The organism is Chryseobacterium rhizoplanae (assembly GCF_900182655.1).
Lineage (GTDB): Bacteria > Bacteroidota > Bacteroidia > Flavobacteriales > Weeksellaceae > Chryseobacterium > Chryseobacterium rhizoplanae.
Genome location: NZ_FXTC01000001.1, coordinates 243669 through 261311, shown reverse-complemented (window position 1 = coordinate 261311; position 17643 = coordinate 243669). Strand labels below are relative to the sequence as shown.

At 36.6% G+C, this 17643-nt stretch carries 16 protein-coding genes; 1 reads left to right on the top strand and 15 read right to left on the bottom strand.

Going from position 1 to position 17643, the window contains the following annotated elements:
- Positions 1 to 12: 12 nt before the first annotated feature.
- From FN817_RS01130 to FN817_RS01100, 7 genes are all read right to left on the bottom strand, one after another.
- A complete protein-coding gene (locus FN817_RS01130) occupies positions 13 to 480 on the bottom strand; it encodes a hypothetical protein (RefSeq protein ID WP_142716346.1) in 468 nt (155 codons plus the stop codon).
- A 26-nt stretch (positions 481 to 506) separates the two neighbouring features.
- Positions 507 to 1001, bottom strand: a complete 495-nt coding sequence (locus tag FN817_RS01125) for a hypothetical protein (protein ID WP_142716345.1) — start codon at positions 999 to 1001, stop codon at positions 507 to 509.
- 233 nt (positions 1002 to 1234) lie between these two features.
- The gene (locus FN817_RS01120) at positions 1235 to 1678 is read right to left on the bottom strand and encodes a hypothetical protein (protein ID WP_142716344.1); all 444 of its coding nucleotides are present in this window, start codon (positions 1676 to 1678) and stop codon (positions 1235 to 1237) included.
- A gap of 118 nt (positions 1679 to 1796) precedes the next feature.
- A complete protein-coding gene (carB, locus tag FN817_RS01115) occupies positions 1797 to 4976 on the bottom strand; it encodes a carbamoyl-phosphate synthase large subunit (protein ID WP_142716343.1) in 3180 nt (1059 codons plus the stop codon).
- 49 nt (positions 4977 to 5025) lie between these two features.
- Positions 5026 to 5385, bottom strand: coding sequence for a four helix bundle protein (locus FN817_RS01110; RefSeq protein WP_142716342.1), 360 nt, complete (start codon positions 5383 to 5385; stop codon positions 5026 to 5028).
- 11 nt (positions 5386 to 5396) lie between these two features.
- On the bottom strand, positions 5397 to 6479 hold the full coding sequence (locus FN817_RS01105) for a carbamoyl phosphate synthase small subunit (protein ID WP_142716341.1): 1083 nt from the start codon (positions 6477 to 6479) through the stop codon (positions 5397 to 5399).
- A 181-nt stretch (positions 6480 to 6660) separates the two neighbouring features.
- Entirely contained in the window at positions 6661 to 7551 is an 891-nt protein-coding gene (locus FN817_RS01100) for an aspartate carbamoyltransferase catalytic subunit (protein WP_142716340.1), read from the bottom strand.
- A 239-nt stretch (positions 7552 to 7790) separates the two neighbouring features.
- Here FN817_RS01100 and FN817_RS01095 point away from each other — a divergent pair, with 239 nt between their 5' ends.
- On the top strand, positions 7791 to 8252 hold the full coding sequence (locus FN817_RS01095; RefSeq protein WP_002980286.1) for an Lrp/AsnC family transcriptional regulator: 462 nt from the start codon (positions 7791 to 7793) through the stop codon (positions 8250 to 8252).
- 314 nt (positions 8253 to 8566) lie between these two features.
- Here FN817_RS01095 and argH read toward each other — a convergent pair whose 3' ends face one another.
- The 8 genes from argH to FN817_RS01055 all read right to left on the bottom strand — a co-directional run bounded on the left by argH (position 8567) and on the right by FN817_RS01055 (position 17518).
- Positions 8567 to 9871 (bottom strand): argininosuccinate lyase, encoded by a 1305-nt coding sequence (gene argH, locus FN817_RS01090; RefSeq protein WP_142716339.1) that lies wholly within the window; start codon positions 9869 to 9871, stop codon positions 8567 to 8569.
- 250 nt (positions 9872 to 10121) lie between these two features.
- Positions 10122 to 11204, bottom strand: coding sequence for a M20 family metallo-hydrolase (locus FN817_RS01085; protein WP_142716338.1), 1083 nt, complete (start codon positions 11202 to 11204; stop codon positions 10122 to 10124).
- The gene (gene argB, locus FN817_RS01080; RefSeq protein ID WP_142716337.1) at positions 11179 to 11973 is read right to left on the bottom strand and encodes an acetylglutamate kinase; all 795 of its coding nucleotides are present in this window, start codon (positions 11971 to 11973) and stop codon (positions 11179 to 11181) included. Before argB ends, FN817_RS01085 begins: the two co-directional genes overlap by 26 nt.
- A 72-nt stretch (positions 11974 to 12045) precedes the next feature.
- Entirely contained in the window at positions 12046 to 13005 is a 960-nt protein-coding gene (locus FN817_RS01075; protein ID WP_142716336.1) for an N-acetylornithine carbamoyltransferase, read from the bottom strand.
- 239 nt (positions 13006 to 13244) lie between these two features.
- Complete coding sequence (locus FN817_RS01070) at positions 13245 to 14384, bottom strand: aspartate aminotransferase family protein (protein ID WP_142716335.1); 1140 nt, start codon at positions 14382 to 14384, stop codon at positions 13245 to 13247.
- 261 nt (positions 14385 to 14645) lie between these two features.
- Complete coding sequence (gene argC / locus FN817_RS01065) at positions 14646 to 15611, bottom strand: N-acetyl-gamma-glutamyl-phosphate reductase (RefSeq protein WP_142716334.1); 966 nt, start codon at positions 15609 to 15611, stop codon at positions 14646 to 14648.
- 52 nt (positions 15612 to 15663) lie between these two features.
- Complete coding sequence (locus tag FN817_RS01060) at positions 15664 to 16860, bottom strand: argininosuccinate synthase (RefSeq protein ID WP_142716333.1); 1197 nt, start codon at positions 16858 to 16860, stop codon at positions 15664 to 15666.
- Positions 16832 to 17518 (bottom strand): GNAT family N-acetyltransferase, encoded by a 687-nt coding sequence (locus FN817_RS01055; protein WP_142716332.1) that lies wholly within the window; start codon positions 17516 to 17518, stop codon positions 16832 to 16834. Before FN817_RS01055 ends, FN817_RS01060 begins: the two co-directional genes overlap by 29 nt.
- Between the last annotated feature and the right edge of the window lie 125 nt (positions 17519 to 17643).

Genomic DNA, 17643 nt, shown 5'->3' with positions numbered 1-17643 from the left:
TAGACAATACTATTATGATTTATTTTTCCAATACTTAATCTTTTCTTTATACTGATCAATATTGATTTCCTCGTTTTGTATCAAATTACTACTTATTTCTTTTCCATAAGTATCTTTTGTATATATGATCGTTTTTCTTAAAACAGGATCAATGACAAATATTGAGTCAAAAGTTTTACCACAGCTTTCGTTATCATAATTTTTTTCGATGACAATCTTCATTAACTTTTCATCGTCAGAAAAAAAATACCTTTTAGTGTAATCTCCACATTCAGGGTGGTTATTAACTTCAAGACCTTTTAATTTGCCATTTTTAAGATAGGCATAAACAGGATGTAAAATATCACCTTCAAATAAAACCTGATCTGAGTCAGAAACAAATTTTGCGAATTCTTTTGTAAAATTTTTATCAGTAAATTTATTGCAGTTAAAGAATAAGAATAAACTTAAAATGCTAATAAAGCGATAAATTTTGATCATAAATACTGTAAAAAATAGGATTAACCTTACATAGCCATCATCATCGACATGTAATAATTAGCACAATGCAAAGCATTAATTAAGACAATCTCTTTATCCGGGAACATTTCAAAGGAATCAGATGTGGTGATCTGGTATTCATAATTCATGGAGGTCCATTTTAAATGTGGTTTAAGGATCATAAGCTCAACTCCTTCCTGATCTGTAAGGACAAATGATTCTTTAAAGATGCCTCTGTGTTTAAAGAGATAACCGTTTTTCACGCCATCAAAATAAGTCTGCACTACAATTTCACCATTCCAGTTCATCCTGAATTTTAAAAGGACTCTTTCGTGATCTTTCAGCTCAATGGTGGTTCCCCAGAAGCCTTTTGGTTCCACCTGATAGCTCTGACCAGTTGCAATTTCAATAACAGCATTAAATTTAAACCAGCTTGCATAAGTAAGCTTTCCAATTAATTTTTCTTCTTTTGTGATTTCAAAAGATAAAGAATTGCTTGATTTTGCGTAATATTCTGCCATGGTTATATTTTGATTTGGTGGAATTCTTATTAGTTTTTAAATAATAATAATAACAGCTTGAATTTTAACGCTCTAATTTATAAATAATTCGGCAAACATCATGTAACTTTAAGCTGAACCGATAAAAAACAATTGATAATTAACCAAAGAAATGCTTTTTCAATCAAGTTTTTCATAAAATTGCTTATAACACCATCACATTTTTCCTAACTGCTAGAATCTTGCTTTTTTCTTTATTCAATTTTATAAACATAATCATTACGAATATACCGGCTTTTATTCTGCAGTTCCGCAGGATAAAATATTTTTCCATCAATCTCAACACTTTTAATCTTATATCTCCAACTTCCATTGTGGCTGTTGTAAATTTTTGTTGTTGAATTTGGATAAAGTTCAACAACGATGGAAGAATCTCTTATTTCTATTTTTTCGAGAGACTTGGGATTTTTGATTTTATAAAAAGACCGCGGTGATAGTATTCCATTCTCATAATTAAATCCAAAGCTGCCGGATCCATTATCAATCGATTTTGAGATAGGATAACTATAATTGATCTTTATTATTTTTTTGGTCCCGGTCATATTTTGAATATAAAAATCAGTCAACCATGAACATCCCGAAAGTACCATTACGAAAATAAAGCTTAAGAATCCTATTGTAATTGATTTTCTACTCATTGTATTGAAGTTTAGATGGTTTTTGTAAAAATAATCAGATTACTTTAATAGATGAGTTTTTCAGATAAAAAAATCCCACAAGAAAACTTGTGGGATTTTGAATATTTATTTTTCGAAATTACATCGTCTCCATTTTGAAGCTCATACTTTCGATTACTTTTAGGATTGCTTCTACTGTATCCATTGAAGTTAAACAAGGAACACCGTTTTCCACACTCATTCTTCTGATCTGGAATCCGTCTCTTTCTGCCTGCTTACCTTTTGTAGTGGTATTCACAACATACTGAACTTTTCCTTTCTGAATCAGATCGATAAGGTTTACACTTTCTTCTCCGATTTTGTATCCGATTTTACAAGGGATTCCTTTTTCTCCGAAGAATTTTGCAGTCCCTTCTGTAGCCCAGATTCTGAATCCTACTTCATGGAATCTTGCTGCAAGAGCCGCTGCTTCATCTTTGTGTTTATCTGCTACTGTGAAAAGGATAGATCCGTGCATAGGAACTTTTCTTCCTGCTGCAACCAATCCTTTGTAAAGTGCTTTTTCAAGGGTTGTATCTTTCCCCATAACCTCTCCTGTAGACTTCATTTCAGGGCCTAGAGAGATGTCAACCTTCGTTAGTTTAGAGAAAGAGAATACCGGTACTTTCACAAATACGCCTTCTTTGTTTGGAACCAATCCGTTTTTATAACCTAAATCTTTAAGTTTTTGTCCTAAGATTGCTTTTGTTGCAAGGTTAGCCATCGGAACTTCTGTGATCTTAGATAAGAAAGGAACTGTTCTTGAAGAACGAGGGTTTACTTCGATTACATATACATTTCCTTCGAAAAGAACGTATTGGATGTTCATTAATCCAATAACTTTCAATCCTTTTGCCAGTCTCTGTGTATAGTCTACCAAAGTATCAATTTCACTCTGAGAGATATTCTGTGGTGGATATACCGCGATAGAGTCTCCGGAGTGAACTCCTGCTCTTTCAATGTGCTCCATAATTCCAGGAATCACTACTGTTTCACCGTCGCAGATGGCATCAACCTCGATTTCTTTTCCTACCATGTATTTGTCAACCAAAACAGGGTGTTCAGGGCTCGCCTCTACCGCATTTTCCATGTAGTAGGCCAATTCTGCTTCAGCGTATACAATTTCCATTGCTCTACCTCCAAGAACGTAGCTTGGACGTACTAATACCGGGTAACCGATTTCGTTAGCAATTTTTATAGCTTCTTCTTTAGAAGTTGAAGTTCTTCCTTTTGGCTGAGGAATGCCAAGCTCCTGAAGTGCTTTCTCAAATTTATCTCTGTTTTCAGCTCTGTCAAGATCTTCCAGTGAAGTTCCCAGGATCTGCACTCCGTGAGAGGCTAATTTATCTGCAAGGTTGATCGCAGTTTGTCCTCCGAACTGTACCACTACTCCTTTTGGCTTTTCAAGCTCGATGATGTTCATTACATCTTCTTCTGTAAGCGGCTCGAAGTATAGTTTATCAGAGATGGAAAAGTCTGTAGAAACTGTTTCAGGATTGTTGTTGATGATAATTGCTTCGTAACCCATTTCCTTGATTGCCCATACTGAGTGAACGGTAGCGTAGTCAAACTCAACTCCCTGTCCGATTCTGATAGGGCCGGAACCTAATACAATGATTTTTTCTTTGTCTGAAACAACACTTTCGTTCTCTTCTTCGTAAGTTCCGTAGAAATAAGGCGTTTCACTTTCAAACTCAGCAGCACAGGTGTCTACCATTTTGTAAACCGGCATTATTCCGTTTTCTTTTCTGAAGTTGAAAATTTCACGTTCTTTTACATCCCAAAGAACGGCGATATTGATATCTGCAAAACCTAATTTCTTAGCTTCAACTAATGTTTCTTTATCAAATTTGTTGGCAGCGATTACTTTTTCGAAATCAACCAGCTTTTTCAGTTTCCAGATGAAGAATTTATCAATTTTACTCCATTCTACAATCTGTTCCCAGTCGTATCCTCTTCTTAATGCATCTCCGATGATGAATAGTCTCTCATCATCACACACTCTGATTCTTCTTTCGATTTCTTCAGCAGTAAGTGCCTCAGCCTGTTTCGTTTTTAATCCTAAATGCTTGATTCCTGTTTCTAATGAACGGATCGCTTTCTGTAAAGATTCTTCAAGGTTTCTTCCGATCGCCATTACTTCACCAGTTGCTTTCATCTGAGTGGAAAGTCTTCTGTCTGCCGTTTCAAATTTATCGAATGGGAATCTTGGGAATTTTGTTACCACATAGTCAAGCGCCGGTTCAAAACATGCGTATGTTTTTCCAGTTACCGGGTTCATGATTTCATCAAGTGTCAATCCTACAGCAATTTTTGCCGCGATTTTTGCAATCGGGTACCCCGTTGCTTTACTTGCTAAGGCTGATGAACGGGAAACTCTCGGGTTTACCTCGATGATATAATATTCGAATGAATGTGGATCTAAAGCTAACTGTACGTTACACCCTCCTTCGATACCTAACGCTCTGATGATTTTTAAAGAAGCATTTCTCAATAACTGATACTCTCTGTCTGAAAGGGTCTGAGAAGGCGCTACTACGATAGAGTCTCCTGTGTGAACTCCTACCGGGTCAATATTTTCCATGTTACAAACCACAATGGCGTTGTCGTTTGCATCACGCATTACTTCGTATTCTATTTCTTTGAAACCAGCGATTGATTTTTCAATCAAACATTGTGTAACCGGGCTGTGCTTTAATCCCAATTCGGCAATTTCTTTCAATTCTACCTCGTTGGAAGCAATACCTCCTCCTGTTCCTCCCATTGTAAAGGCAGGACGAACAATTACAGGATATCCGATTTCATCTGCGAAAGCAAGGGCTCCTTCTACCGTATTTACGATATCAGATTCCGGAACCGGCTCGTTCAATTCTCTCATAAGCTCACGGAAAAGATCTCTGTCTTCTGCTCTGTTGATGGCAGAAAGCTTTGTTCCCAGTACTTCCACTTTGCATTCTTCAAGAATTCCTGACTTTTCCAGTTCTACCGCCATGTTCAGTCCTGTCTGACCTCCCAATGTTGGTAATAAAGCATCCGGACGTTCTTTTCTGATGATGTGGCTTACAAACTGTAATGAAATCGGTTCGATATATACTTTATCTGCGATTTCTACATCCGTCATAATTGTTGCAGGGTTTGAGTTGATCAAAATTACCTTGTAGCCTTCTTCTTTCAGAGACAGACAAGCCTGCGTTCCTGCGTAATCAAATTCAGCTGCCTGACCAATGATGATAGGTCCTGAACCGATTACTAAAATTGTTTTTATATCGTTTCTTTTCATAGGGGTTTAAAATGTAACAATTTATCAGTCTAACAGTGTAACAATGTTACTAACCGTTTTCATTTGATAAACTCGTGCTTAAAATTTTATAAATAATCTTTCCAATTTCTATAATCTGTGCTTCCAATTTTTCATCAAATGGATAACTTTGAGAATGTTTACACAGATATAACCAATATTTTGTTTCTTCAAGCTCTTTAGCAGCAATTTTAATTTTATTCACAAAATCTTTTTTACTGTATGGGTTTTGTGCTTCAAAAGAATTTGCTCCAATACTTGTTCCCGAACGCAATAACTGTTTAGCAATAACAAATTTCTTTTTACTTTCCAATAATTCACAGAACTCTATAATATCTAATGAGAACTTAACGGTCTTTTCAATTAAAGGATTGTTTTCGAAATTGATCATTTTAATTATTGTTAAACTGGTACATTTTTAAATTGGTACATTAAATCAATGAACTCATCAAACAGGTAGTTTGCATCTTCAGGGCCCGGGCTTGCTTCAGGGTGATACTGAACTGAGAAGCAAGGGTGGATTTTGTGTTTTAATCCTTCGTTGGTCCTGTCGTTCAATGCGATGTGCGTTTCGATAAGGTCTGTTCCTTTTAAACTTTCCTGATCTACCGCATATCCGTGGTTTTGAGAAGTAATGGCTACTGTATTTTTCTCTAAATCCAATACCGGGTGGTTTCCTCCTCTGTGTCCGAATTTCAGTTTGAAAGTTTTTGCTCCGCAGGCAAGACCGATCAATTGGTGTCCTAAACAGATTCCGAAGATGGGAACCTTTCCTAATAATCCTCTGATCATATCTAAAGCATGTGGTACATCTTCAGGGTCACCAGGACCGTTTGAAAGCATGATTCCGTCCGGATCCATCAATAAGATTTCTTCTGCTGTCGTATCCTGAGAAACTACGATGATATCACAGTTTCTTTGAGACAGCTCTCTGATAATTCCCAGTTTTGCTCCGAAGTCTACTAATACTACTTTGAAACCTCTGTTCGGGTTAGCATAAGGTGTTTTTGTTGAAACCTCTTCTACCTGATTGGTTGGGAAGTTTGTTGATTTCAATTCAGAAGCTACAGCAGCTTCATCAGCCTCAGCATTTACAATTTTTCCTTTTACTACTCCGGAGTTACGAAGAATTCTTGTCAGTCTTCTTGTATCAATTCCTGAAATTCCTGAAAGGTTTTTCTTTTTAAATAGTTCATCTAAAGTAATCTGAGTACGGAAATTGGAAGGAAGATCGCATAATTCTTTTACGATAAGCCCTTTGATTGCCGGCTCAATACTTTCATAATCATCACGGTTAATACCATAATTTCCGATAAGCGGATAGGTCATACAAACAATCTGACCGCAATACGACGGGTCAGAAATCAATTCCTGATACCCTGTCATTCCGGTATTGAAAACTACTTCTCCTGCAGTTTCCAATTCTGCTCCGAAACCTTCTCCATGAAACACTTCACCGGACTCCAGTATTAATTTTTTCTTCATTTTAAACTTTTATCTCTTATTATTTATTTATATGTCATTAACAGGTCGCCCCTACAGGGCTTGGATTATCTAAATCCTTTTTATTTCCATGGGCTTCTCCCATTGCTATTAACAGGCCGCCCCTACGGGGCTTAACTTACTTTTAACTTCTTACTTTTACCCTGGCTCTTTAACTTGGCTCTTATTTAAAGGTATACCCTTTACTTTCCAACGCTTCTTTCAAAATGGCCATTCTTGCGAACACTCCGTTTTGCATTTGTTTAAAGATTCTTGATCTCTTGCATTCTACAAGGTCTGAATCTATTTCCACTCCTCTGTTGATGGGAGCCGGGTGCATGATAATTGCTTCTTTTTTCATCGACTGTTCTCTTTCTTTAGTCAAACCATATCTTTTATGGTATTCTGAAGCAGTAAAACTCATGGCAGAATCGTGTCTTTCGTGTTGGATTCTTAACAGCATTAAAACATCCACTTCTCCGATCAACTCATCTACTGACATATAAGTTCCGTTGATTAAAGCTCCTTCATCAAACCATTGTTCCGGTCCTGAGAAGTATACTTTAGCCCCTAATCTTCTTAATGCCTCTGCATTTGAATTGGCAACACGGCTGTGTTTTACATCGCCTACAATTCCTACTTTCAATCCTTCAAACTTTCCGAATTCCTGATAAATGGTCAGTAAATCCAGCATACATTGTGAAGGGTGATTTCCTGTTCCGTCTCCGCCGTTGATCACAGGAATGCTGATATTCTTTAATTCCTCGAAGTATCTGTCTTTCTTATCGCGGATTACCACCAGGTTTACTCCTATACTTTCAATGGTCTTTACTGTATCATAAAGACTTTCGCCTTTGTTTACCGAACTGTGTGATGCATCAAACGGAACTACCTGAAGTCCCAGTTTTCTTTCTGCAAGATCAAAACTTGTTTTCGTTCTTGTACTGTCTTCGAAGAAAAGGTTTGAGCAAAAAACTTCTCCTTCAATTTTAGCAGTTTTACCGTTTGCAAAAGCCAGCGCTTCTGTCAGTATACTGTTGATTCTCTCGGTGCTTAGTTCTGTAATCGTAAACATAATTCTTATTTTTGGGCATAAAAAAAGCGAAGACAACAATCTTCGCTAATAACAATAAATATCGTAAAGGGCGCTTTCGCCCGGTAAATCTAATGATATAAATGCTTTTTTATTCATTAGGTGCAAAGATACAACAATTTTATGAACCTACAAAAACAAAGTTTAAAATAAATTAAAAACCTCAGTATTTCCTTATTCTCATTTAAAATTAATATTTTTGTTACAATTCAAATTATTTTATGGATTTAAAAGACAAAATGATTCTCAGCATTATTCAGGAAGACTCCACATTATCGGTTAAAGAAATTTCCGAAAAGATTGGTCTTACCTTCACTCCTACGTATGAGCGAATCAAACAACTGGAGAAACAAGGGATCATTCAGAAGTATGTGGGTCTTTTAAACCGTGAAAAATTGGGTTTAAATATTGTAGTCTATTGTAATGTCCGTCTCAAAGAACAATCCAAGAAAGTATTGGAAACTTTTGAGAACCATATCGGTAAATATGATGAAGTACAGGAAATCATCAGTCTTTCCGGAGAGTATGACTATATGTTGAAGATCATTGCCAAGGACATCAATTCGTATAATGAATTTGCTGTGAATGTGATCTCAAACATTCCTAATATCGGGCAATACCACAGCTCCATTGTGCTTCACGAGGTGAAAAAGTCTACCAAGTTTAAAATTGATCTGGAATAAATCTTCTCTTTTTAAACCATTAAGAGCTTTTAAGAGGTAAAGAATTATTAAGAAATTCGCAAGCGAATTTTAAAACAATACGGCTAAAAAATCGCAGATTTTCTTAACTTATCTTAAACCCTTCATCTATCTTAATGGTTCAAGTTATCAATCATCAAATTCAAAGAGCGGAGTAAAATCTAACCATTAAGATCACTTAAGCAGATAAGATTTATAAGATTAAGGCTTCCACAACGAAAAGACAGCAGGCTAAAATAATTTAGAAATTCCACTGATTTTTGCTTAAGTTTCTGATGACCTTAATGGCTTAGATTCTAACCCAATAATTTATTTTTCAGTTTATTGAACTGATATTCTATTTTATCCAGACAAAGATTCCCGATACTTCCCTGATGGGTATGTTCAAGGTTTCCAGGTTCAAATTCAAATGCATTGTTTTCAATCTCCTGCCCTACTTTCACATAAGCATCACGGAAAGAGCTGCCGTTTTTCACTTCTTCATTGATCTTCTCTACACTGAAAAGGTATTTGTATTTCTCATCCTCCAGAATCCCGTCTTTTACCTTAATATTGGGCAAAGTATAGCTTAGGATTTCCAGACACTCTTTCAGCGAATCAATAGCCGGGAAAAGAATTTCTTTGGTCAGCTGTACATCTCTGTGATATCCTGAAGGAAGATTATTGGTCAATAAAATAAGTTCATTCGGAAGTGATTGAATTCTATTGCATCGTGCACGAACCAGTTCAAAGATATCCGGATTCTTTTTATGAGGCATAATACTGCTTCCTGTGGTGAATTCCTTTGGGAAACTGATAAAATCAAAGTTTTGGTTCAAATACAAGCATACATCATAAGCGAATTTTCCGAGTGTTCCCGCTAAAGTTGCCATAGACATCGCCAGTAGTTTTTCTGACTTTCCACGGGTCATCTGAGCGTACACCGAATTGTAATTCATCGACTGAAATCCTAAGTTATAGGTTGTACTTTCACGGTTAATCGGGAAAGATGAACCATACCCTGCCGCTGATCCCAATGGATTTTTATTAATGATATTCTTCACTGAAAACAGCATTTCCACGTCATCCAAAAGCGCTTCCGCATACGCTCCAAACCACAATCCGAATGAGGAAGGCATTGCAATCTGCAAGTGAGTATATCCCGGAAGCAGAACATTTTTATGCTGATCTGCCAACTGAATTAAAATCTGGAAAAACTCATCTGTAAGGGCAGTGATCTCACGGATCTCATCCAATAAATACAGCTTAATATCCAATAAAACCTGATCATTTCTTGATCTTGCGGTATGAATTTTCTTTCCTGTATCTCCTAATTCTTCAATCAGGATTGCTTCTACCTGAGAATGGATATCCTCAGCTTCTTTATCAATTTCAAAAGTCCCATCCTCAATTTGATTTAAAATAGCATTCAAAACAGATAACATCTGCTCTGATTCTTCCTGGGAAATAATCCCGGTTTCTGCTAACATTTTGCAATGTGCCATAGACCCTTTGACATCATATTTTGCCAAACGCTCATCGAAGTCAAGATCTTTCCCAACGGTAAAATTATTGACTAATATATTGGTGGCAAGGTTATCCTTCTGCCATATTTTTTTCATAATATCTGATTTAAAATACTGATTGGTTTTGACATGCCCGGCAAGGCAATCCTTATTACTATTAACTATAAAAAAACATTTCCTTATCTGAAGCTTTCATTTCTAATTTTCTTTTTGCATAAATCTTTTTAAAAACTAAACTTCATGCCTGCCGGACGGAGTCAAAACATATATTGAGCCGGAAGCCTGCTGCCGGAAGTGAAATTACAAACTATAACCACTTCCATCTTTCCGCTTCACTCTCCCATTATTATAACACTTTTTCTAAAATACTGATGTAGATTTCTATTCCTTCTTCTATTTCCCGGATATAGATAAATTCATCTGCGGTGTGAGAGCGCCTACTGTCTCCAGGACCCATTTTCACTGATGTACATGGAATAATCGCCTGATCTGAGGAAGTAGGTGAACCATAAGTGGTCCTTCCGATTTCAATTCCTGCTTTTACAAACGGATGATCCATTTCGATCTTTGAAGAATTCAGTCTGAATGATCTTGCTGTTAATGTAGATTCCATCTGAGATTGAATGATATCAAACGCTTCCTGATTAGAATATTCATCTGTCACCCTTACATCCAGTGTGAAATTGCACGATTCAGGAACGACATTGTGCTGTACTCCTGCATGAATTCCTGATAAAGTCACTTTAACTTCTCCAAGATATTCTGAAACTTTTGGAAATTTAAAGGCTAAAATATTCTGCAGATCCTGCATGCATTTAACAATTGAGTTATCATCATTAGGATGAGCGGCATGAGAAGGAGTACCTTTCATTTCACCATCAATCACAAGAAGTCCTTTTTCTGCAATCGCCAGATTCATCTGCGTGGGTTCTCCTACAATGGCGAGTTCTACGTTGGGTAGCTGCGGAAATAAGGCTTCGATTCCATCAAATCCTGAAATCTCCTCCTCTGCCGTCAAAGCAATAACTAAATTATATTTTAAATCTTCTTTATCATAAAAATGTAAAAAAACCTGCGCCATAGAAACCAAAGAAGCTCCGGCATCATTGCTTCCCAACCCGAACAGTTTGCCGTCTTTTTCAACAGGAACAAACGGATCCAGCGTGTACGCTTTATTAGGCTTTACGGTATCATGATGCGTATTCAGCAAAACGGAAGGTTTAAAAACATCAAAATGTTTATTCACTGCCCAGATGTTATTTTTAAAACGTTTCGTAGGAATCTGATGCTTTTCGAAAAAATTCTCAATTTCTACCGACGTATTAAACTCATCTTTGCTGAATGAAGGAATCTCAATCAAATTTTTAAGCAATCCGATCGCATTATTTAACAGCTCTTCTTTATTATAAACAGATTTCAGTTCCTGCATGATGATTTTCTATATGGTTTTTCAATTCTGTCTCTTTGATCAGAAACACTTTGTCTACATTATTTTTTATAGCTCCAAGAGCATTTTCAAGCTTGGGTAAAATCCCTTTGTGAAGTTTCCCTTCTTCTTTTAATGCTTCAAATTCTTCTTCATTTACACTTTTGATCACAGATTCAGGATTGTTTACATCTTCTAAAACACCTTCTTTATCAAAGCAATACAGCAATTCAACTTCATATTTCTCTGAAAGAGCCTGTGCCATTACAGAAGCAATGGTATCTGCATTGGTATTGAAAAGATTTCCTTTTCTATCGTGAGTAATTGCTGAAAATACAGGAACAAGATTCAGCTTCATGAGTTTTGAAACCAGCTTCCTGTTCACACTTTTCTTGGTAATATCCCCCACAAATCCAAAGTCAATTTCAGGATGTTCTCTTTTCTTCGCTTTAATTAAATTTCCGTCTGCCCCGGAAAATCCTATCGCATTGCATTTTTTCTGCTGCAGCTTTTCAACAATATTTTTATTGATTCCCCCTGCATATACCATCGTTACAATATCCAATGTCTCTTTATCTGTAATCCTCCTTCCGTTGATCATTTTCTGTTCTATGCCAAGTTTATCAGCCAATGTGGTGGCTAATTTTCCTCCGCCATGAACAAGGATCTTCTTTTCCTGAATTTCAGAAAACTGTTCTAAGAATTGAACTAACAATTCCTCATCATCAATTAAAGCTCCGCCAATTTTTATGATGTATAACTTTTCTTTCATTTGTAAACGTTTTGTGATCCTTTCTTTTTTATCCTTGATCCTTGTCAAGGTTTAAAACCTTGACAAGGATCATTATTCGGCTTTTAATTCATCTAAAATTTCACTGAACACGGCCTGCGCAGAGAAAATCCGGTTTTTTGCCTGCTGATAGATGATAGAATGATCTCCATCCATTACCTCATCGCTCAATTCTACATTACGGCGAACCGGAAGACAATGCATTACTTTTGCATCATTGGTATGGGCTAATTTTTCATTGGTAAGCATCCAGTCACCTTTTACTTCAGGCATTGCTGCATAATCATCAAAAGAAGACCAGTTTTTCACATAGATAAAATCTGCATCTTTTAAAGCTTCGTCCTGATCATGAATTACTTTTATATCTTTTGTAAAGTTTTTATCCAGATCATATCCTTCAGGATTGGCAATTACCAATTCCACATCCATTTCCTGCATCCATTCTGCGAAAGAGTTTCCAACCGCATGTGCAATAGGCTTGATGTGTGGTGCCCATGTCAACACTACTTTCGGTTTGTGGTCTTTTTTCCAGTTTTCTGTAATGGTAATACAGTCTGCAAGACTTTGTAAGGGATGACGGGTAGCCGATTCCAGAGAGATCACAGGAACTTTTGCATGTTTTTCAAACTGGCTTAAGATGCTTTCATTCACATCATCTTCCTTGCTCTTCATTCCTGCAAAACAACGTACTGCGATGATATCACAATATTGGTTTAAAACTTCAATAGCATCTTTGATATGTTCTACCGTATCTCCATTCATTACCGCTCCATCTGCAAATTCAAGATTCCAGGCTTCCTGTGCGGCATTTAACGTCAATACATTTAAACCAAGGTTTTGTGCTGCAATCTGGCTGCTCAAACGGGTTCTCAGGCTTGAATTTAAAAATACAAGTCCTATTGTTTTTCCTTTTCCTTTTTCTGTTTCGGTAAGGGGGTCTGCTTTTATTTCTAAAGCTTTTTTTATGATTTCCTGTAAGTTTTCTACATCACTTACAGAGGTGAATTTTTTCATTTTGAATTAATTTTAAAGATTGTATTTACATATTTTGAGAATTTTAACGCAAGGACGCAAAGCTTTTCACTGATGCTTTTTTCGTTCGCAAAGGCGTTTCACTCAGCAATTGACAATTGTTTTTGACATTATGACGAAGAAAGAATCTTGCATTGTTATATTTTACGAGATTCTTCACTCCACTTCGTTACATTCAGAATGACAAACGCAATACCTTTTTACTATTTGTCTTTTACATCTTAAATACTTCCCAATACTGCTTTCAAAGCATTGATGAAAAGATCTGTTTCCTCTTTTTTGATATTCAGTGCCGGAAGAATCCTTAAGACACTTTTATCATTAGAGTTTCCTGTGAAAATATGATGATCGAACAATAAGCTTTTCCTTATTTCTGAACAGTCTCTGTCGAGTTCTATTCCGATCATCAATCCTTTCCTTCGGATTGATTTAATATGTGGTAAATCTTTAATTTCATTTTCAATATATTCGCCCATTTTCTGAGCGTTTTCGATAAGATTTTCATCTTTCATCACATCCAGCACAGCAATTGAAGCGGCGCAGGCAAGATGATTTCCTCCGAATGTCGTTCCCAGCAAACCGTTGCTTGCCTGGAATTTAGGATGGATTAAAACTCCGCCCACAGGAAAACCATTTCCCATTCCTTTTGCCGTTGTAATAATATCTGCTTCAAGTCCAAACTCCTGATGCGCAAAGAAATATCCGCTTCTTCCGTATCCGGATTGCACTTCATCCAAAATAAGAACAGCATTATATTTTTCACACAGTTCTTTAATTTTAGATAAAAATTCCGGCGTCGGAATCATAATACCTCCTACACCCTGAATTCCCTCGATGATCACAGAAGAAATTTCATTTCCAAACTTCTCAAAAGTCTCTTCAAGCTGCTGCACATCATTCCATTCGGATTTGATAAATCTTTCTGAAAAGTTAACAGGAGCAACAATCTTCGGATTATCAGTCACTGAAACCGCTGCTGAAGTTCTTCCGTGGAATGAACCTGAAAAATAGAGCACTTTGCTTTTTCCATTATGAAATGAAGCCAGCTTCAATGCATTTTCATTGGCTTCTGCTCCCGAATTGCATAAAAAAAGGTTATACTCTTCATATCCGGAAAGTTCCCCTAGTTTTTCTGCCAGCTCAGTCTGCAATTCATTCTGAACGGAATTGGAATAAAAAGAAATTTTTCCCAGTTGATCTTTCAGCTTATTCTGATAATGCGGATGATTATGGCCAATAGAAATTACAGCATGACCTCCGTAGAAATCAAGGTATTTTTCGCCTTTGTCATCCCAAAGAAAAGATCCCTGAGCTTTAACCGGATTTATGTTGAATAATGGATATACGTTGAATAAATTCATTTTTTTATTTTTTATTTTTCTTTTGTCTTAAAACAAAAGAAACAAAAGTTCAAGACCTGGAAACTTCCGCTAAAAATTAGTTCTATTCTCTAAAAATTCTAAAACTTGTGCGAATCCGAGATTAGTTCTTCGGCTAAATATTTGCCTCGCACTTCAAACAGTAGAATTTTCTTAACGTTCATAGAATTAATTTTCTTAACGCTCCATTTTCCTAAGTCGGATTTACTTTTTGTTTAAAGTTCTCAATTATTTATTGTCGATTTAAAATGCTATTGGTTTCAAATTCAGGCCTGCATTTTCTTCCCAGTTCATGGCCAGATTCATATTCTGGACTGCCTGTCCCGACGCACCTTTTAACAAATTGTCAATCGCTGAGTGAATAACGACAACATTTCCACTCTTTTCGATCTGAATCACACAGCGATTGGTATTGACAACCTGCTTTAAATCCACTGCCTTTCTACTTACCGTAACGAAAGGCTCCTCCGCATAAAAATCCTGATATAATTGTTCTATCTTCTCCAGCTCCAAATCCGTCTTCATCGTGGAACTTGTAAAAATTCCTCTTGCAAAATCTCCTCTCCAGGGAACAAAATTCAGGGTTACTTCTTTATTATTGAATGCAATCAGCTGCTGTAAAATCTCATCCGCATGCTGATGCGTTAGAGTTTTATAGGCTGAAACATTATCATTTCTCCAGGTAAAATGAGTAGTTGCCTGCAGAGATTGTCCGGCTCCTGTAGAACCAGTAATCCCTGTAGTAAAAACTTCATTCAACACTCCTTTTTCTGCCAATGGCAGCAAAGCCAATTGAATAGCCGTAGCAAAACACCCCGGGTTGGCAATACTTTTTGCCCCTGACAGTTGTTTTTTATTAATTTCAGGTAATCCGTAGATAAAATCTCTGTTTCCAAAGTTTCCTTCTAAACGGAAATCGTTTCCGAGATCAATCACCAGCGTTTCATCTTTAACAGGGTTTTGAGTTAACCAGTTTTGACTTTCTTTATGAGGAAGACACAGAAAAAGAATATCTACGTCTTCAGGTTTGTCCGTCAAAACCATTTCACAAACCGTCGTTAAATCCGGGTACAGATCTGAAATTCGTGTTCCCGAATTCGAACGACTATATAAAAAACTCAATGTCACATGGGGATGAAAAGCCAGTAAGCGTATCAGCTCACTTCCTGTATAACCGTTGGCACCAATGATTCCTACTGTTTTCTTCATTTTGATTCTGACAGCATTTTGTTCTGTCTTTCATTAAACCGTCCCTTCGGAACTAATTGATATTTTGGTTAATCTGGTGGTATATATTTAAGGAATTGCTTACAATTTTTGTATAACCTTTCACATCATCACCTGTCCATGCTCTGTTTGCTTCGCCATAGCTTCCGAATTTATCAGACATCAGGTCATGATCAGATTCAATTCCGTTAAGAATAAATCTGTAAGGATGAAGAGTTACAAATACTTTTCCAGTCACTGTTTTCTGAGAATCAGTCAGGAAAGATTCAATATTTCTCATGACAGGATCTAAGAACAGTGCTTCATGAAGCCAGTTTCCGTACCAGTCGGATAACTGAGACTTCATCATTTGCTGGTATTTTGAAAGCGTATGTTTCTCTAATAAATGATGCGCTTTGATAATCACCGATGCTGCTGCCGCTTCAAATCCTACTCGTCCTTTAATCCCTACAATGGTATCCCCTACGTGAATATCGCGGCCAATTCCGTACGCTGAAGCCAATTCTTCTATTTTTTGAATCGCATATACAGAATGTTCAAAGTTTTCTCCATTCACTCCTATAACCTCTCCGTTTTTAAACTCAATTTCAAGTTCTGAAGGCTGAGTTTCTTTGATTTGAGATGGAAAAGCTTCTTCCGGAAGATAATTTCTGGAAGTCAAAGTTTCTTTTCCTCCCACAGAAGTTCCCCAAAGTCCTTTATTCACAGAATATTGTGCTTTATGGAATTCCATTTCATAGCCATGCTCCTTCAAAAATTCAATCTCTTCTTCACGGGATAATGCCATATCACGGATGGGCGTAATAATCTCAATATTCGGGCACATTACTTGAAAGATTAGGTCAAAACGAACCTGATCATTTCCAGCTCCTGTACTTCCGTGAGCAATGGCATCTGCATTTACTTCAATGGCATATTTTGCAATTTCCTGAGCCTGAATGGTACGCTCAGCACTTACAGAAAGAGGATACGTATTGTTTTTCAACACATTCCCGAAAATCAAATATTTCACACATGAATTATAGTAATCTTCCTGAGCGTCTACGCACCTGTATTCTTTTACTCCAAGGTTTAAAGCTTTTCTCTCCAATTCTTTTTCCTCTTCTTTTGAAAAACCTCCGGTATTTACAGTAACTGCATACACATCATACCTTAGTGTTTCACTAAGATATTTTGCACAGTAGGAAGTATCTAAACCTCCGCTAAACGCTAAGATGACTTTCTTTTTCATCTGGACTTTTTTTATTTTTATTAATGGTCACATGGAATTCGCTTGCAGAGTTTTGTGCAGAATACACAAAATCATTTTGGCTCGCTCCATTATATTTATTTTCAGGCTGATCATTTGCAACCTCTTTTTTTTCTATATTTTCAGGAACAAATAACATGGCTGTACACAGACAGTTCTTACGTTCCTTCATCATTAAAATTTCATAGTTCACACAGTTCTTGCAGCCGTTCCAGAATTCCTCATCCTGAGTCAGTTCAGAATAGATCACTGGTTTATATCCTAAATCACTGTTGATTTTCATTACTGCCAAACCTGTTGTCAATCCGAATACTTTCGCATCCGGATATTTATCTCTAGATAATTGGAAAACCTTCTGTTTGATTTGAGTTGCTACGCCCCCGTTCCTGAACTTCGGTGATACAATCAATCCCGAATTGGCCACAAACTTTCCGTGCGACCAGGTCTCTATATAACAGAAACCTACCCACTCACCGTTTTCAGTAGCAACCACAGCATTGCCTTCTGAAATCTTCTTACTCAAATATTCTATGGAACGTTTTGCGATCCCCGTTCCTCTGCGCTGTGCAGAATCATACATTTCCTGCTGTATTTCACTCACATACATGAGATGTTCGCATGAGGAAATTTCTATTTCCATTTATTTATCTAATTTTTTTGGCAAATTTAAAATATATTTTCTTTTAAATCCAAATAAAAAAGATATTTTTTTTGTTTTAAAATTTTAAACAGGTAAAATTATCTTTATTAGAAAATATACATTTG

Excerpts from the sequence above, each read along its gene's own strand:
- FN817_RS01130 (WP_142716346.1), bottom strand. The coding sequence starts at position 480 with ATGATCAAAATTTATCGCTTTATTAGCATTTTAAGTTTATTCTTATTC.
- FN817_RS01125 (WP_142716345.1), bottom strand. The coding sequence starts at position 1,001 with ATGGCAGAATATTACGCAAAATCAAGCAATTCTTTATCTTTTGAAATC.
- FN817_RS01120 (WP_142716344.1), bottom strand. The coding sequence starts at position 1,678 with ATGAGTAGAAAATCAATTACAATAGGATTCTTAAGCTTTATTTTCGTA.
- carB (WP_142716343.1), bottom strand. The coding sequence starts at position 4,976 with ATGAAAAGAAACGATATAAAAACAATTTTAGTAATCGGTTCAGGACCT.
- FN817_RS01110 (WP_142716342.1), bottom strand. The coding sequence starts at position 5,385 with ATGATCAATTTCGAAAACAATCCTTTAATTGAAAAGACCGTTAAGTTC.
- FN817_RS01105 (WP_142716341.1), bottom strand. The coding sequence starts at position 6,479 with ATGAAGAAAAAATTAATACTGGAGTCCGGTGAAGTGTTTCATGGAGAA.
- FN817_RS01100 (WP_142716340.1), bottom strand. The coding sequence starts at position 7,551 with ATGTTTACGATTACAGAACTAAGCACCGAGAGAATCAACAGTATACTG.
- FN817_RS01095 (WP_002980286.1), top strand. The coding sequence starts at position 7,791 with ATGGATTTAAAAGACAAAATGATTCTCAGCATTATTCAGGAAGACTCC.
- argH (WP_142716339.1), bottom strand. The coding sequence starts at position 9,871 with ATGAAAAAAATATGGCAGAAGGATAACCTTGCCACCAATATATTAGTC.
- FN817_RS01085 (WP_142716338.1), bottom strand. The coding sequence starts at position 11,204 with ATGCAGGAACTGAAATCTGTTTATAATAAAGAAGAGCTGTTAAATAAT.
- argB (WP_142716337.1), bottom strand. The coding sequence starts at position 11,973 with ATGAAAGAAAAGTTATACATCATAAAAATTGGCGGAGCTTTAATTGAT.
- FN817_RS01075 (WP_142716336.1), bottom strand. The coding sequence starts at position 13,005 with ATGAAAAAATTCACCTCTGTAAGTGATGTAGAAAACTTACAGGAAATC.
- FN817_RS01070 (WP_142716335.1), bottom strand. The coding sequence starts at position 14,384 with ATGAATTTATTCAACGTATATCCATTATTCAACATAAATCCGGTTAAA.
- argC (WP_142716334.1), bottom strand. The coding sequence starts at position 15,611 with ATGAAGAAAACAGTAGGAATCATTGGTGCCAACGGTTATACAGGAAGT.
- FN817_RS01060 (WP_142716333.1), bottom strand. The coding sequence starts at position 16,860 with ATGAAAAAGAAAGTCATCTTAGCGTTTAGCGGAGGTTTAGATACTTCC.
- FN817_RS01055 (WP_142716332.1), bottom strand. The coding sequence starts at position 17,518 with ATGGAAATAGAAATTTCCTCATGCGAACATCTCATGTATGTGAGTGAA.